Origin of the sequence: Pseudomonas sp. SMV7, from assembly GCF_052041995.1 — a bacterium.
GTDB lineage: Bacteria > Pseudomonadota > Gammaproteobacteria > Pseudomonadales > Pseudomonadaceae > Aquipseudomonas.
The window spans coordinates 41,457-54,969 of record NZ_JBKGGT010000028.1; the positions used below are offsets into that span (position 1 = coordinate 41,457).

The window sequence follows — 13,513 nt, forward strand, 5'->3', positions numbered from 1 at the left end:
CCATCCACCGATTCGAGGTTGCCATGCCACCCGCACACACCCACAGCGTCACCCCGCCTTCACCCGTCAGTGCCTGGCGCCAGCAGATGCAGAGCAGCCCGTGGATCGGCGCCGGCCTGGCCCTGAGCCTGCTGGCGCTGCTGGTACTGCTGGGGGCAAGTCTGTGGAACGCGATCAATGGTGACCATGCCCAGCACCTGCATTTGGCAGCGCTGGGCGGCTTGTCCGGCTTCGGCGCGACCGCCCTGGGTGCGGTGCTGGCAGTGGTCCTGCGTGATGTCAGCACGCGCAGCCAGGACGTGATGCTGGGTTTCGCCGCCGGCATGATGCTGGCGGCCAGTTCGTTCTCGCTGATTCTGCCGGGCCTGGACGCTGCCCGGGAAATTACCGGCAACGGCCCTGCTGCGGCGTTTACCGTGGTCGTGGGCATGGGCCTGGGCGTGCTGCTGATGCTCGGCCTGGACCGTTTCACCCCGCACGAGCATGAACGTGTCGGTGTGGCCGGGCCGGAAACCGCACGGTTCAGCCGGGTGTGGCTGTTCGTGCTGGCGATCACCCTGCATAACCTGCCGGAAGGCATGGCGATTGGCGTCAGCTTCACCAACGGTGACATGAATATTGGCCTGCCCCTGACCACCGCCATTGCCATCCAGGACATCCCCGAAGGCCTGGCCGTGGCGCTGGCCCTGCGGGCCACGGGGCTGTCGAACCTGAAAGCGGCACTGGTGGCGATCGGGTCGGGGCTGATGGAGCCGCTGGGCGCGGTGATCGGGCTGGGCATCTCGACCGGCTTTGCCCTGGCCTACCCGATCAGCATGGGGCTGGCGGCGGGGGCGATGATCTTCGTGGTGAGCCACGAGGTGATTCCCGAAACCCACCGCAACGGGCACCAGACCACGGCGACCCTGGGGCTGATGGGTGGCTTTGCGGTGATGATGTTTCTGGATACGGCGCTGGGCTGAGGTCACCCACTGCCTGGGCCGGCCTCTCGCGGATAAATCCGCTGCTACAGGGCCAGGACCGGCCCTGTAGCAGCGGATTTGTCCGCGAGCAGGCAAAAGATGCAATCAGACGTGTACCGCCACCTTCAACGCTTCCAGGGCCGGCTCGACCCTGATGCCGAGTTCCGCCCCCAGCTCCAGCACCCGTGCCAGGTCGTTCTGCCCCACCATCACCATCTGCAGCTCGTCATCCAGCAACTGGCTGAAATTGAGCAGTACATAACCCCCCGCTTCCTTGTTCAGCGCCCCCATCTGCACCTGAATGCGGTTGAGCGCGGTCAGCGGCTCGGTGCGGGCCAACTGCTTGGGCTTGAGGGTGAACGGTACGCTCTGGTCGAACGAAGCGCTGATCTGCTGGAACAGGTCCTGGTAGCTGTCGGCCTGGAACACCACGGTGTCCGGCAGGCTGCCCAGCACCACCCATTCGCCCAGCGGGATGGGGAAGCTGTCGTCGTAGTTGATATCGGGGTTGGCGGCGAGGAAGGCGGCCGGGTCGGCGTAGGCCTGGGCGGCCTCGTCGGCGATGCGCTCGATGTCTTCCTCGCGCATGCAACCAGCGCCAATGAGGCTGATGAATTCGCGCAACTGAGTTTTCATGAAAGGGGCCTGCGACGGGTGAAAAGTCGCCAAGGATAGCCGCAAACGCCCCCTGGCGGTTAGCCGGCCAGCGCTTGCAGGCGTGCTGCGGCGTCCACTGCGCCCATGGTTTGCGCTGCCATCAGCGCGGTAGCCCCACGGGCATCCTGGCGCGCCGGGTCGGCGCCCTGGGCCAGCAGGTAATCGAGAATCTCACCGCGGTTGAACATGGCCGCCAGCATCAAGGCGGTGCGGCCGTCCTGCGCGGCGGCATCCACCGGCACGCCGTGCTCGAGCAGCAGGCGGATCATGGCCAGGTCGCCCTTGAACGCGGCACCGGCGATGGGCAACTGGCCGTTGTCATTGGCAATCAGCGGGTCGGCGCCGTGTGCCAACAGCACCCGCACGGCGTCGTGATGGCCGTGGTAGCTGGCCAGCATCAGCAAGGTGTCGCCCTTGTGGTTGCGCAGGTTGGCCGGCAGGCCACTGGCCAGCAGGCGCCCGAGCATCTCGGCATCACCCTGGCGGGCGCGCTCGAATACCTGCTCGGCGAATGCAGCCGCTTCGTCTTCGGTCATGGTGGCGGGGGCGGTTTGGGTGGACATCGGGAACCTCCTGGCATCAGTCATTGCCCAAGTGTTTGTCAGGCCCCGGTTGCCGGTCAAAGGTTCAGTTTCTATCGAGCCGATAGGCAACAGGCGCACCGTGCAAAATGCACTGTGCAAAATGCACGACCTTGCAGATTGCACGGCCCATTGGTTTTCCCGCTAAAGCAACTTACTGATTTAAAAGGATTTTTCCAAAACAAAACTCTTGGCACGCTCACTGCAATCTATCTGTTCACGATTGCTACCAAACCTGCCAGGAGTTGATATGGACCTCATCCAGGAAAAGTTCGTCTCGGTATTTCCGGCCTACCAGGTCACTACCCAGCCCCGCCCGGACGGCGGCATCCTGCTGACCCTGCGCGCGGCCGACGGCAAGGTGACCCGTCGGGTGCTGACCTATGGCCAACTGCACAGCGCCGAACAGCTGTCGTGGGCGATCAGCGCCATTCGCCGTGACCTGGCCGAACAGGCCAGTGAGTTGCCGGTGATTTCCATGCTGCAAAGCCAGCAGCGCTTCGCCTTGCCAACCTATCGCTGAGTCTTGGATTGGCTTCACCGGCCGCTTCGCGGGCAAGCTCGCGGACAGGCCGGTGAACAGGCCGATACAGCCATTACAGTTCGTCGATCCCCAGAAACGCCCGGGCACTTTCATCCCCGGTAAAGCGCGGCTGTGCACCTGGCTCGCTGGCATACAGGCGCAGCGCCAGGCAAAACGGCGTATCTCCCAGTTCCACCCAGCGCCGGACACCCGCTGGCAGCACCAGCTGGTCACCCTTCTCGCACAATAGCGAATACACCCAATCGCCCAGACGCAGGCCAACCTGCGCCCGCCCGCTGATCACCGCGAACACCTCATCAACGTCATGCACATGCTCATCGCGCACGTCTACCTGCGCCAGGTCGGCACCGTCACGGTTGAGCACCACGAAGGCTTTGCTGCCATGTGTTGTCATCAACTGGTCCAGGTGTGCCCGACAGGCGCTCAAGACCTCTTCCTGGGCAGTGCCCGGGCGCACCCGCAGGCCATGTTCGGCATGGGCAAAACGCACCCCCTGTTCCGCCAGGGTGGCGGCGATGTCATCGTGATGGGTCAGCACCTTGTTCGGCAGTTCCGGGCTGGAAGTGTGGAAAACGCTGAGAATGCTCATCAGGGGCGGGTCCTGGTCGGTTGCGAACAAAGGGCAATGATAACGGCTGCAGCCAAGGCTGCGGCACTGGCCATACCAAAGGTGAAGGTGGGCCCCAGCAGCTTCCAGCTGTAGCCCGAATACAACGCCCCCAGCGCCCCGCCGGTGCCGGACAGCGCCGCATACAGCGCCTGGCCCTGGCCCTGCTGGCGGGCACCGAAGCTGGCCTGGACGAACGCGATGCTGGCGGCGTGGAAGCAACCGAAGGTGGCCGCATGCAGCAACTGGGCGAATACCAGTACTGCCGGCTCGCCGGCCAGGTTACCCAGCAACAGCCAGCGCAGCGCCGCCAGCACGAAGCTGGCCAGCAGCACCCGCTGCACGGAAAAGCGCGCGAAGATCCGGCTCATGAACATGAATACCAGCACTTCGGCCACCACGCCAAGGGCCCACAGCAGGCCGATGGCACCGCGGCTGTAGCCGAGGTGTTCGAGGTGCAGGGTGAGGAAGGTGTAGTACGGCCCGTGGCTGAGTTGCATCAACGCCACGCAGGCATAGAACGCGATCACCCCGGGGGCACGCAGCTGCTGCAGGAAGCCGCCGGCGCTGCGGCGCTCGCCCTGCTCCAGCGGCTGTGCATTGGGCACCCACAGGCTGGCGGCGACGATGCCGGCCATGATCGTGACCAGGGCCACCGGGTAGATATCCAGGCTCAGCCACTCGAACAGCCGGCCCAGGCCGACCACGGTGAGGATGAAGCCGATCGAGCCCCACAGGCGTACCTGGCTGTAGCGCGCAGTTTGCCCATGCAGGTGGGCCAGGGTTATGACCTCGAACTGCGGCAGCACCGCGTGCCAGAAGAACGCGTGCAGGGCCATGACCAGTGCCAGCCAGGCGTAGCTCTTGCCGAAGAAGATCAGGGCGAAGGTGGCCAGCGTCGACAGCGCGCCCAGGCGCACGATCAACAGGCGCTGGCCGGTGCGATCGCCCAGCCAGCCCCACAGGTTGGGAGCGACGCAACGCATGAGCATGGGGATGGCCACCAGCTCGCCGATACGCGCCGGGGAGAAGCCCAGGTGGTCGAAGTACAGCGCCAGGAACGGGGCGGTGGAACCGAGCAGGGCGAAGTAGAACAGGTAGAAGCTGGACAGGCGCCAGTAGGGGATGGGTTGCTGCATGGGATGCCCTTGTGGGGACCTATGCCGGCCTCTTCGCGGGCGCGCCCGCTCCCACAAGGAACCCACAGACGCTGAAAGCGGTGAGGAACCTGTGGGAGCGGGCATGCCCGCGAAGAGGCCGGTACTGGCGAATCAGATCTGGCCCAGCACCGGGGTGTTCACCTTCACCTCGGCATTCTGCGCGCGGTGACGCAGCAGGTGGTCCATCAGCGCAATGGCCATCATCGCCTCGGCGATCGGTGTGGCGCGGATGCCTACGCACGGGTCGTGGCGGCCTTTGGTGATGACGTCCACCGGGTTGCCGTCGATGTCGATGGAGCGGCCCGGGGTGGTAATGCTGGAGGTCGGCTTCAGTGCCAGGTGGGCAACGATCGGCTGGCCCGAGGAGATGCCGCCGAGGATGCCGCCAGCATTGTTGCTGAGGAAGCCTTGCGGGGTCAGCTCGTCACGGTGCTCGGTGCCACGCTGTGCCACGCTGGCGAAGCCGGCGCCGATTTCCACGCCCTTGACCGCGTTGATGCTCATCAGCGCATGGGCCAGTTCGGCATCCAGGCGGTCGAAGATCGGCTCGCCCAGGCCCGGCATCACACCTTCGGCGACCACGGTGATCTTGGCGCCCACCGAGTCCTGGTCACGGCGCAGCTGGTCCATGTAGGCCTCCAGCTCCGGTACCTTGCTCGGGTCGGCGCTGAAGAAGGCGTTCTGTTCCACCGACTCCCAGCTCTTGAACGGGATCTCGATCGGCCCCAGCTGGCTCATGTAGCCACGCACGGTGATGCCCTGGGTGGCCAGGTACTTCTTGGCGATCGCGCCTGCGGCCACGCGCATCGCGGTTTCGCGGGCCGAGCTACGGCCACCGCCGCGGTAGTCGCGGATGCCGTATTTGTGATGGTAGGTGTAGTCGGCGTGGGCCGGGCGGAACAGGTCCTTGATCGCCGAGTAGTCCTTGGACTTCTGGTCGGTGTTGCGGATCAGCAAGCCGATCGAGCAGCCGGTGGTGCGGCCTTCGAACACGCCGGAGAGGATTTCGACCTCGTCGGCTTCCTGGCGCTGGGTGGTGTGCCGGCTGGTGCCGGGCTTGCGCCGGTCGAGGTCGTGCTGCAGGTCGGCAAGGGAAATTTCCAGGCCCGGTGGGCATCCATCGACAATGGCGACCAACGCCGGGCCATGGCTCTCGCCTGCGGTGGTGACAGTGAACAGCTTGCCGTAGGTATTGCCGGACATGGACGCTCCGCGAGATCTGCCTGAAGTGAACGAAAGCGGCAGTATACAGATGGATTGCTCGCCTGTGCTGGGCATCGTCAACCTGTGGCAGCGGGTTTACCGGCGAAGAGGCCGAGCCTGCCATGCACAGGCCGAGAACCTTCGCACGGCCATAAGGTCAAAGTGACACCTCCCTACAGTAGTACCGCATGATGTCGCGCCTCGTCGCCCTGTTCTTCCTGCTGTGCACCAGCCTGGCCCAGGCCGCCCCCAGCGTGCTGCAACGCCCGATCGACCTCGATACCGGCCAGGGCGTGCTGCACGGCAGCCTGCTGTTGCCGCAGCAAGCCACCCCACCGCCAGTCGTGCTGATCATCGCCGGCTCCGGGCCCACCGACCGCGACGGCAACAACCCGGCCTCGGGCCGGATCGACAACCTCAAGCGCCTGGCCCTGCTGCTGGCCAACGAGCACATCGCCAGCGTGCGCTATGACAAGCGCGGTGTCGCCGCCAGCCAGCCGGCCACCCCCGACGAGCGCGACCTCAGCGTGGAGCGCTACGTGGCCGATGTGGTCGCCTGGAGCCACAAGCTCAAGGCCGACCCGCGCTTTGGCCCGCTGATCCTGGTCGGCCATAGCGAAGGTGCGCTGATCGCCAGCCTGGCCGCCGAGCAGGCCGGTGCCAGTGCGGTGATTACCTTGGCTGGCAGTGGCCGACCGCTGGCAGAGGTGCTGCGCGAACAGCTGGCCCAGCGCCTGCCACCGGCGCAACTGGCCGGTGGCAGCGCCCTGCTCGACCGCCTGCAAGCCGGGCAGACCAGCCTGGAAGTACCGGCACCGTTGCGCCAGGTGTTCCGCCCCAGCGTGCAGCCCTACCTGATTTCGCTGTTCCGGCAGAACCCGGCGGCGGCCTTCGCCCGCCTGCCCATGCCCGCGCTGATCGTGCAGGGGCGCAACGACGTGCAGGTGGATGTGGACGATGCCGAACGGCTGAAGGCAGCCAAGCCGGATGCCCAGCTGGTCCTGATCGACGGCATGAACCATATGTTGCGCATCAGCCCCAAGGGCATGAGCCAGCAGCGCGACAGCTACCTCAACCCCGAGCTGCCGCTGGCGCGCGAGCTGGGTGAACGGATCGTGACGTTCATCCAGCATTTGCCTTCGGCGTGAGGGCAACGGGCTCAGGTCTGCGGCCTGCCTGCCGATACAGCGGGTATAGCCGAGGACAAGCCCTGATGACCACCACTCCCGCCGCCGCAGAGCCGGCCGAAGAATCCCAGGAAAGCCCGGCCCTGCCTTGGGCCGAGCTGACCACCGAACATTTCCAGCTGCTGCGCCTGGCCGCCCTGCCCACCGACCGCAGCACCGGCGCACGGCCGCTGCGCTTTGTGCAGTTCGGCTACGCCGAGCGTCATGACAAGGCCCACAGCCTGCTGCGCATGGAAATCAGACTGCCGGGCCAGAAGGTGCACAAGGAACAGAACCGCCTGGACATTCGCGTCGACCATACCGAACGCCTGGTGCGCATGGGTGCTGAAACCGGCCTGCAACTGGAACCGTTGAACCGTGGCCTGGGCCGCTTCCTGCTGGCCCAGGCCGTGCAGTGGCTGCAGCGGAACTGGTCGCATTACCGCGTCGAGGGTGTGGCGCTACCAAGCAAGGATGCGTTGAACGAAGACTCGCGCCTGCGCCGCGACCACTGCCTGCGCGCGATGGGCATCGAGGTGGAGTACGAGGACAGCCAGCACCTGAAGGGCCGTACCGTGGAAACGACGGTGGGCCAGCTCAAAGGGGCCTGGAACAGCGAGCATGTGCAGCGGGTGGAGATCCTGGATGCTGCCGGCCTGCTGCAGCAGGCTGACCAGCAGTTGCAGGAAAAGGAAGGGCAACTGCGTGAGCGTGATGAACGGGTGGCCAAGTACCAGCGTGAAGACAGTGGCCTGCGCTTTACCATTACCTGCCTGGTGGCCTTTGCGGTCTTTCAGGCCGGGTTGCTGATCTGGATCGCTACCCGCTGACACTGCAGGGCGAGTAAACCCGCTCCCTCAGTTACCGCACTGCATTGAACGGCGGCGCGGTAACTGGCGCGGTAAGGGCCTGGTGTCAGACCCGGGCCTTGAACAGTTGCTGATGCTGACGGCACTGCTCGGCGGTCAGCATGAACACGCCGTGCCCGCCGCGCTCGAACTCCAGCCAGGCGAAGTCCACTTCAGGGTACAGCGCCTCGACATGCACCTGGCTGTTGCCCACTTCGACAATCAGCAAGCCCTTGTCGGTCAGGTGGTCGGCCGCTTCGGCCAGCATGCGCCGAACCAGGTCCAGGCCGTCGTTGCCGCAGGCCAGGCCCAGTTCGGGTTCGTGGTGGTACTCGGCCGGCATGTCGTCGAAGTCCTCGGCATCGACATACGGCGGGTTGGACAGGATCAGATCGAAACGCTGCCCAGGCAAACCGGCAAAACCGTCGCCCTGCACGGTGTACACGCGCCCGTCCAGGCCATGCCGCTCGATGTTCTGGTTGGCCACCTCAAGCGCGTCGAAGGACAGGTCGGCCAGCACCACCTCGGCGTCGGGGAACACATCGGCGGCAACGATACCGATGCAGCCCGACCCGGTGCACAGGTCGAGAATGCGCGCCGGCTCGCTGGCCAGCCACGGCTCGAAGCGTTTCTCGATCAGCTCGCCAATCGGCGAACGCGGCACCAGCACGCGCGGGTCGACGATGAACGACATGCCGCAGAACCAGGCCTCGCCCAACAGGTAGGCGGCCGGTACACGTTCTTCGATACGGCGCTTCAGCAGGTGCTGCAGGCGCACCCGCTCGTCGTCCTCGAGGCGGCAGTCCAGGTAGCTGTCGGCCACCTCCCACGGCAGATGCACCGCGCCGAGCACCAGCAGGCGGGCCTCGTCCCAGGCGTTGTCGGCACCGTGGCCGAAGAACAGGTCGTGCTCGTGGAAGCGGCTGACCGCCCAGCGGATGTAGTCGCGCAGCGTGCGCAGACGGGATGTGATCACGGGGTACTCCTAATTCAGACCGGACAAAAGTCTAACAGCCCCGACCGCACATTTGTTCCCTCGGGCTGCCTGCCGACCGGCCACAGGCCAGTAATCATGCCGCTTGCATTGTCAACCATTCCCATTGGCGCCAAGGCAGGGGACAATAGGTATACAAAAGCCCTATCCAAGGAGCCCTTGATGTCCGTTCCAACCACGATGTTCCGCCTCACTGGCCGCGATTACCCGCCAGCCAAGCTGAGCCACGCCAGCCTGATCGTCATCGATGCGCAAAAGGAGTACCTCAGCGGGCCCCTGGCGCTGTCGGGCATGGACGAGGCCGTGGCCAACATCGCCAGGTTGCTCGACGCTGCGCGCAAGAGCGGCCGTCCGATCATCCATGTTCGCCACCTGGGCACCGTCGGTGGCCGCTTCGACCCACAGGGGCCGGCCGGCCAGTTCATTCCGGGGCTGGAGCCGCTGGAAGGCGAGATTGTCATCGAAAAACGCATGCCCAACGCGTTCAAGAACACCAAGCTGCACGAGACCCTCCAGGAACTGGGCCACCTGGACCTGATCGTGTGCGGCTTCATGAGCCATTCCAGCGTCAGCACCACCGTGCGCCGTGCCAAGGACTATGGTTACCGCTGCACCTTGGTGGAAGACGCTTCGGCGACCCGCGACCTGGCATTCAAGGATGGGGTGATCCCGGCCGCGCAGATTCACCAGTGTGAAATGGCCGTGATGGCCGACAACTTCGCTTGCGTGGCTCCTACCGCCAGCCTGATCTGAACGCGATGGTGAGCCCCAGGTCGAATTCCGGGTATCCAAAGAGGAGAGCGGAATGAAGCTCAAAGGCAGTTTCGACGCCAAGCGCCTGCGCCCGCGCGAACCGCGTAACTGGGGCGCGCGGCTGGCGGCCGGCCTGTCGGCCCTGCTGGCCACCCTGGGCGTGCTGCTGGCGATGGCCGGTGTCGCCGGCCTGCTGGGCAACTACCCTGCCCTGGCGGAACTCAATGCCAACAAGCCGTTGTCCGCCGTATTGAGCGTGGCTGGCTTGCTGCTGCTGTGGCTCGGCGTACGCTTCTGGCGCCGCAGCCGCATTCGCCTGCGCCGCGGGCGCGAGCTGAACCTGGCGCCGCACCTGATGAAAAAGCACGACTGAAACCTGTTCCAGCCCTGTCGCCGGGACAGGCTGCACACGGCCCTGCAGTCGCGTAAACTACGCCGCCCACGTGGAGGCATCATGCAAGACGACGATTTTTCCCTGTTCAAGGCCGAGGTGCGCGGCGTGAAGCCGATCCGGCACGACCGCGCCGACGTCGGCAAACCCAAGGCCGACCGCCAGCAGCTGGCCGGCCTGCGTCAGGCGGCGACCGTGCGCAGTGACAAGGCGCTGGTGATCGACGGCATGTCCGACCAGTTCGTCATCGACGTCGGCGCCGAAGACGAACTGCTGTGGCGTCGCGACGGCGTACAGGAAGGCCAGTTGCGCAAGCTGAAGCTGGGGCAGATTCCGTTCGAGGGCAGCCTCGACCTGCACGGCATGAGCGTGGAAAAGGCCCGCGAAACCCTGTGGGATTTCATCGCCGAAGCCACCCGGCTGGAAGTGCGCTGCGTGCGGGTTACCCACGGCAAGGCCGCGCGCCTGGACGGCAAGCGCCCGATGATCAAGAGCCACGTCAACACCTGGCTGCGCCAGCACCCGCAGGTATTGGGGTTTGCCTCGTGCAACGCCCGCCATGGCGGCACCGGCGCCGTGTACGTGATGCTCAAGCGAACCATGCTCGAAGGCCGCGACGAGTAACGCCGCGCTTGCAGCGCCGCCCTCGCCGCCGTACCCTTCGTCTTTGCGATTTTTCCCACAGGTAGATCCATGTCCCTGGAACAGAACTACACCGAGATCCTCAGCCAGCTTGGCGAGGACGTCTCCCGTGAGGGCCTGCTCGACACGCCCAAGCGGGCTGCAAAGGCGATGAAGTACCTTTGCCGCGGTTATGAGCAAACCCTGGAAGAAGTCACCAACAATGCGCTGTTCAGCTCTGATAACAGCGAAATGGTGCTGGTCCGGGACATCGAGCTGTATTCGATGTGCGAACACCATATGCTGCCGTTCATCGGCAAGGCCCACGTTGCATACCTGCCCAAGGGCAAGGTGCTGGGCCTGTCGAAAGTGGCCCGCATTGTCGACATGTACGCCCGCCGCTTGCAGATCCAGGAAAACCTCAGCCGCCAGATCGCCGAGGCCGTGCAGCAGGTTACCGGTGCGGCAGGCGTCGCCGTGGTCATCGAAGCCAAGCACATGTGCATGATGATGCGCGGTGTCGAGAAACAGAACTCGACCATGATCACCTCGGTGATGCTGGGTGAATTCCGCGAAAACGCCGCCACCCGCAGCGAGTTCCTCAGCCTGATCAAGTGACCGGCTGCCGCCCCAAGCCGACCCCGCAGGGTCGGCTTTTTCATGTTCAGGAGTTGCCCATGATCGTCAAAGCCCTGCGGGTTGGCCTCGGCCAGCTCATCGTGTTCGGCGACTGGATCAGCCGCCCGGCCAAGCGCAAGCGCGACGCCGCCGCCCAGGCCCGCGTCGAGCAGGCCGCCAAGGGCCTGGCGCTGTATCAGTTCCATGCCTGCCCGTTCTGCGTCAAGACCCGGCGCACCCTGCACCGCCTGAACGTGCCGGTGGCGCTGCGTGATGCGAAGAACGACCCGCTCCACCGCCAGGCCCTGGAGGAAGGCGGCGGCCGGGTGAAAGTGCCGTGCCTGCGCATCGAAGAGGCCGGCAAGGTGACCTGGATGTATGAGTCCAAGGCCATCATTGCCTACCTGGATGAGCGGTTCGCTGCCCTGTAGGCGCAACCCTGCAGCGGGTTATCCCGCTAGCGGCACATGCCGCGGGTGGCTGCTGACCCGCTCCAGCCAGGCCCTCACTGCCGGGTAATCGGCCAGGTCGAAGCCGCCCTGATGCGCCACGTGGGTGTAGGCATACAACGCCACATCGGCAATCGAGTAGTGGTCACCGACCAGGTACGGCGTCATCTGCAACTGCCGCTCCATCACCCTCAGTGCCTTGTAGCCGCCCTTGTGCAGCTTGCGATACTCCTCCACGCGATCATCCGGCAAGCCCAGGTAGAACTGGATGAAACGCGCCACGGCGATGTACGGCTCATGGCTGTACTGTTCGAAGAACTGCCACTGCAGCACCTGCGTACGCAGGCGTGGCTCGGCAGGCAGGAACTCGCTGCCGTCGGCCAGGAAGTTGAGGATGGCATTGGACTCCCACAGGTAGCTGCCGTCTTCCAGTTGTAATACCGGCACCTTGCCGTTGGGGTTCATCGCCAGAAATTCGGGCGTTTCCGTCTCGCCCTTGAGAATGTCCACCGCGTGCCACTCATACGGCCGGCCCAGCAGGCTCAACATCAGCTTGATCTTGTAGCAATTGCCCGACTGGTAGTCGCCATAGACCTTGTACATCGCCCCTTCACTCCCAAGCAGTTCTGCATTTGCGCCCAATAGTTGGCGACTGTACGGCTAAAAGCAATGGCCGCTGTATGGCAAGGATCATTCTTGCGCGCTGTAGTCTGAAAAAACTGCTTACACCTTTACAAGGATTTTGTTCATGACCGATGCCACTTCCGCTCGCCTGCGGCCACTGGCGGACAGCTCTCCGTCGGCGATTGTCGCCGGCTTCATCGCCATGCTCACCGGCTATACCAGTTCGCTGGTGCTGATGTTCCAGGCCGGCCAGGCGGCCGGGCTGACCAGCGCGCAGATATCTTCGTGGATCTGGGCGTTGTCGATCGGCATGGCGGTATGCAGCATCGGCCTGTCGCTGCGCTACCGCACGCCAATCACCGTGGCCTGGTCCACCCCGGGTGCCGCCCTGCTGATCACCAGCCTGGGTGGGGTGAGTTATGGCGAAGCGATCGGCGCCTACATCACCTGCGCCGTACTGGTGCTGATCTGTGGCCTGACCGGCAGCTTCGAGCGCCTGGTCAAACGCATCCCCGCCTCATTGGCCTCGGCGCTGCTGGCCGGCATCCTGTTCAAGATCGGCAGCGAAATCTTCGTGGCCGCCCAGCACCGCACCTTGCTGGTGCTGGGCATGTTCTTCAGCTACCTGCTGGTCAAACGCCTGTCGCCGCGCTACTGCGTGCTGGCCGCGCTGCTGGTGGGCACGGCATTGTCCGGCGCCTTGGGCCTGCTGGACTTCAGCGGCTTCCGCCTGGAGGTCGCCACGCCGGTGTGGACCACGCCGAGCTTCTCGCTGGCGGCGACCATCAGCATCGGCATTCCGCTGTTCGTGGTGGCCATGACGTCGCAGAACATGCCCGGGGTGGCGGTGCTGCGCGCAGATGGCTACCAGGTACCGGCCTCGCCGTTGATCTCGGCCACCGGCTTTGCCTCGCTGTTGCTGGCGCCATTCGGCTCGCACGGGGTCAACCTGGCGGCGATCAGCGCGGCGATCTGCACCGGCCCACATGCCCATGAAGACCCGGCCAAACGTTATACCGCGGCAGTATGGTGCGGGGTTTTCTATGGTATTGCCGGGGTGTTCGGCGCGACCTTGGCGGCGTTGTTTGCGGCGTTGCCAAAAGAGCTGGTGCTGTCGATCGCTGCATTGGCCCTGTTCGGCTCGATCATGAACGGGCTGACCGTGGCCATGAGCGAAGCGCGCGAGCGTGAGGCGGCGTTGATCACCTTCATGGTCACGGCTTCAGGGTTGACCTTGTTCTCCATCGGCTCGGCGTTCTGGGGGATTGTGGCGGGGGTGTTGACCTTGCTGATCCTCAACCCGCGCAGGGCCTGAAGGTATTTGTTGCCTATACC

The 13,513-nt window shown here is 64.8% G+C and carries 17 protein-coding genes; 10 read left to right on the top strand and 7 right to left on the bottom strand.

Annotated elements, in window-relative coordinates; translation table 11 throughout:
* The first annotated feature begins 23 nt into the window (after window positions 1-23).
* A complete protein-coding gene (locus ACLEJP_RS24055) occupies window positions 24-962 on the top strand; it encodes a ZIP family metal transporter (RefSeq protein WP_440810510.1) in 939 nt (312 codons plus the stop codon).
* Between the two features lie 105 nt (window positions 963-1,067).
* On the opposite strand, the gene ACLEJP_RS24060 is transcribed toward ACLEJP_RS24055, so the two are convergent.
* Window positions 1,068-1,598, bottom strand: coding sequence for a hypothetical protein (locus ACLEJP_RS24060; RefSeq protein WP_289129512.1), 531 nt, complete (start codon window positions 1,596-1,598; stop codon window positions 1,068-1,070).
* Window positions 1,599-1,657: 59 nt separating this feature from the next.
* Window positions 1,658-2,182: an ankyrin repeat domain-containing protein gene (locus tag ACLEJP_RS24065; RefSeq protein ID WP_289129509.1), complete on the bottom strand. Its 525-nt coding sequence runs from the start codon at window positions 2,180-2,182 to the stop codon at window positions 1,658-1,660.
* A gap of 268 nt (window positions 2,183-2,450) precedes the next feature.
* Between ACLEJP_RS24065 and ACLEJP_RS24070 the strand changes: the two genes are divergently transcribed.
* Window positions 2,451-2,723 carry a DUF3509 domain-containing protein gene (locus ACLEJP_RS24070; RefSeq protein ID WP_170028849.1) on the top strand — a complete coding sequence of 91 codons (273 nt, stop codon included), beginning with the start codon at window positions 2,451-2,453 and terminating at the stop codon, window positions 2,721-2,723.
* Window positions 2,724-2,796: 73 nt separating this feature from the next.
* Here ACLEJP_RS24070 and ACLEJP_RS24075 read toward each other — a convergent pair whose 3' ends face one another.
* The 3 genes from ACLEJP_RS24075 to aroC all read right to left on the bottom strand — a co-directional run bounded on the left by ACLEJP_RS24075 (window position 2,797) and on the right by aroC (window position 5,714).
* Window positions 2,797-3,333 carry an oxidase gene (locus tag ACLEJP_RS24075; RefSeq protein ID WP_440810513.1) on the bottom strand — a complete coding sequence of 179 codons (537 nt, stop codon included), beginning with the start codon at window positions 3,331-3,333 and terminating at the stop codon, window positions 2,797-2,799.
* Entirely contained in the window at window positions 3,333-4,490 is a 1,158-nt protein-coding gene (locus tag ACLEJP_RS24080) for an MFS transporter (RefSeq protein WP_440810515.1), read from the bottom strand. Before ACLEJP_RS24080 ends, ACLEJP_RS24075 begins: the two co-directional genes overlap by 1 nt.
* 132 nt (window positions 4,491-4,622) lie before the next feature.
* Window positions 4,623-5,714 carry a chorismate synthase gene (gene aroC, locus ACLEJP_RS24085; RefSeq protein ID WP_440810517.1) on the bottom strand — a complete coding sequence of 364 codons (1,092 nt, stop codon included), beginning with the start codon at window positions 5,712-5,714 and terminating at the stop codon, window positions 4,623-4,625.
* A 188-nt stretch (window positions 5,715-5,902) separates the two neighbouring features.
* Here aroC and ACLEJP_RS24090 point away from each other — a divergent pair, with 188 nt between their 5' ends.
* Window positions 5,903-6,862 carry an alpha/beta hydrolase gene (locus ACLEJP_RS24090; RefSeq protein WP_289129498.1) on the top strand — a complete coding sequence of 320 codons (960 nt, stop codon included), beginning with the start codon at window positions 5,903-5,905 and terminating at the stop codon, window positions 6,860-6,862.
* Between the two features lie 65 nt (window positions 6,863-6,927).
* Window positions 6,928-7,710, top strand: coding sequence for a hypothetical protein (locus ACLEJP_RS24095; protein ID WP_440810519.1), 783 nt, complete (start codon window positions 6,928-6,930; stop codon window positions 7,708-7,710).
* Between the two features lie 85 nt (window positions 7,711-7,795).
* Here the strand turns inward: ACLEJP_RS24095 and prmB are convergent, their stop codons facing one another.
* Entirely contained in the window at window positions 7,796-8,704 is a 909-nt protein-coding gene (gene prmB, locus ACLEJP_RS24100; protein ID WP_170028843.1) for a 50S ribosomal protein L3 N(5)-glutamine methyltransferase, read from the bottom strand.
* Window positions 8,705-8,884: 180 nt separating this feature from the next.
* Here prmB and ACLEJP_RS24105 point away from each other — a divergent pair, with 180 nt between their 5' ends.
* The 5 genes from ACLEJP_RS24105 to ACLEJP_RS24125 all read left to right on the top strand — a co-directional run bounded on the left by ACLEJP_RS24105 (window position 8,885) and on the right by ACLEJP_RS24125 (window position 11,536).
* On the top strand, window positions 8,885-9,475 hold the full coding sequence (locus ACLEJP_RS24105) for a cysteine hydrolase family protein (RefSeq protein ID WP_225776816.1): 591 nt from the start codon (window positions 8,885-8,887) through the stop codon (window positions 9,473-9,475).
* Window positions 9,476-9,527: 52 nt separating this feature from the next.
* On the top strand, window positions 9,528-9,848 hold the full coding sequence (locus ACLEJP_RS24110; protein WP_225776815.1) for a hypothetical protein: 321 nt from the start codon (window positions 9,528-9,530) through the stop codon (window positions 9,846-9,848).
* An 81-nt stretch (window positions 9,849-9,929) separates the two neighbouring features.
* Window positions 9,930-10,490, top strand: coding sequence for a Smr/MutS family protein (locus ACLEJP_RS24115; RefSeq protein WP_440810521.1), 561 nt, complete (start codon window positions 9,930-9,932; stop codon window positions 10,488-10,490).
* Window positions 10,491-10,559: 69 nt separating this feature from the next.
* Window positions 10,560-11,105: a GTP cyclohydrolase I FolE gene (gene folE, locus ACLEJP_RS24120; RefSeq protein ID WP_170028840.1), complete on the top strand. Its 546-nt coding sequence runs from the start codon at window positions 10,560-10,562 to the stop codon at window positions 11,103-11,105.
* Window positions 11,106-11,164: 59 nt separating this feature from the next.
* Window positions 11,165-11,536 (top strand): glutaredoxin, encoded by a 372-nt coding sequence (locus tag ACLEJP_RS24125; protein ID WP_440810522.1) that lies wholly within the window; start codon window positions 11,165-11,167, stop codon window positions 11,534-11,536.
* Between the two features lie 18 nt (window positions 11,537-11,554).
* Here ACLEJP_RS24125 and ACLEJP_RS24130 read toward each other — a convergent pair whose 3' ends face one another.
* Window positions 11,555-12,157 (bottom strand): glutathione S-transferase family protein, encoded by a 603-nt coding sequence (locus ACLEJP_RS24130; RefSeq protein WP_440810523.1) that lies wholly within the window; start codon window positions 12,155-12,157, stop codon window positions 11,555-11,557.
* Window positions 12,158-12,302: 145 nt separating this feature from the next.
* On the opposite strand from ACLEJP_RS24130, the gene ACLEJP_RS24135 reads away from it, so the two are divergent.
* A complete protein-coding gene (locus tag ACLEJP_RS24135) occupies window positions 12,303-13,493 on the top strand; it encodes a benzoate/H(+) symporter BenE family transporter (RefSeq protein WP_440810525.1) in 1,191 nt (396 codons plus the stop codon).
* Window positions 13,494-13,513: the final 20 nt, after the last annotated feature.

Coding starts and splice junctions, on each gene's coding strand:
- ACLEJP_RS24055 (WP_440810510.1), top strand. CDS start 24: ATGCCACCCGCACACACCCACAGCGTCACCCCGCCTTCACCCGTCAGT.
- ACLEJP_RS24060 (WP_289129512.1), bottom strand. CDS start 1,598: ATGAAAACTCAGTTGCGCGAATTCATCAGCCTCATTGGCGCTGGTTGC.
- ACLEJP_RS24065 (WP_289129509.1), bottom strand. CDS start 2,182: ATGTCCACCCAAACCGCCCCCGCCACCATGACCGAAGACGAAGCGGCT.
- ACLEJP_RS24070 (WP_170028849.1), top strand. CDS start 2,451: ATGGACCTCATCCAGGAAAAGTTCGTCTCGGTATTTCCGGCCTACCAG.
- ACLEJP_RS24075 (WP_440810513.1), bottom strand. CDS start 3,333: ATGAGCATTCTCAGCGTTTTCCACACTTCCAGCCCGGAACTGCCGAAC.
- ACLEJP_RS24080 (WP_440810515.1), bottom strand. CDS start 4,490: ATGCAGCAACCCATCCCCTACTGGCGCCTGTCCAGCTTCTACCTGTTC.
- aroC (WP_440810517.1), bottom strand. CDS start 5,714: ATGTCCGGCAATACCTACGGCAAGCTGTTCACTGTCACCACCGCAGGC.
- ACLEJP_RS24090 (WP_289129498.1), top strand. CDS start 5,903: ATGATGTCGCGCCTCGTCGCCCTGTTCTTCCTGCTGTGCACCAGCCTG.
- ACLEJP_RS24095 (WP_440810519.1), top strand. CDS start 6,928: ATGACCACCACTCCCGCCGCCGCAGAGCCGGCCGAAGAATCCCAGGAA.
- ACLEJP_RS24105 (WP_225776816.1), top strand. CDS start 8,885: ATGTCCGTTCCAACCACGATGTTCCGCCTCACTGGCCGCGATTACCCG.
- ACLEJP_RS24110 (WP_225776815.1), top strand. CDS start 9,528: ATGAAGCTCAAAGGCAGTTTCGACGCCAAGCGCCTGCGCCCGCGCGAA.
- ACLEJP_RS24115 (WP_440810521.1), top strand. CDS start 9,930: ATGCAAGACGACGATTTTTCCCTGTTCAAGGCCGAGGTGCGCGGCGTG.
- folE (WP_170028840.1), top strand. CDS start 10,560: ATGTCCCTGGAACAGAACTACACCGAGATCCTCAGCCAGCTTGGCGAG.
- ACLEJP_RS24125 (WP_440810522.1), top strand. CDS start 11,165: ATGATCGTCAAAGCCCTGCGGGTTGGCCTCGGCCAGCTCATCGTGTTC.
- ACLEJP_RS24130 (WP_440810523.1), bottom strand. CDS start 12,157: ATGTACAAGGTCTATGGCGACTACCAGTCGGGCAATTGCTACAAGATC.
- ACLEJP_RS24135 (WP_440810525.1), top strand. CDS start 12,303: ATGACCGATGCCACTTCCGCTCGCCTGCGGCCACTGGCGGACAGCTCT.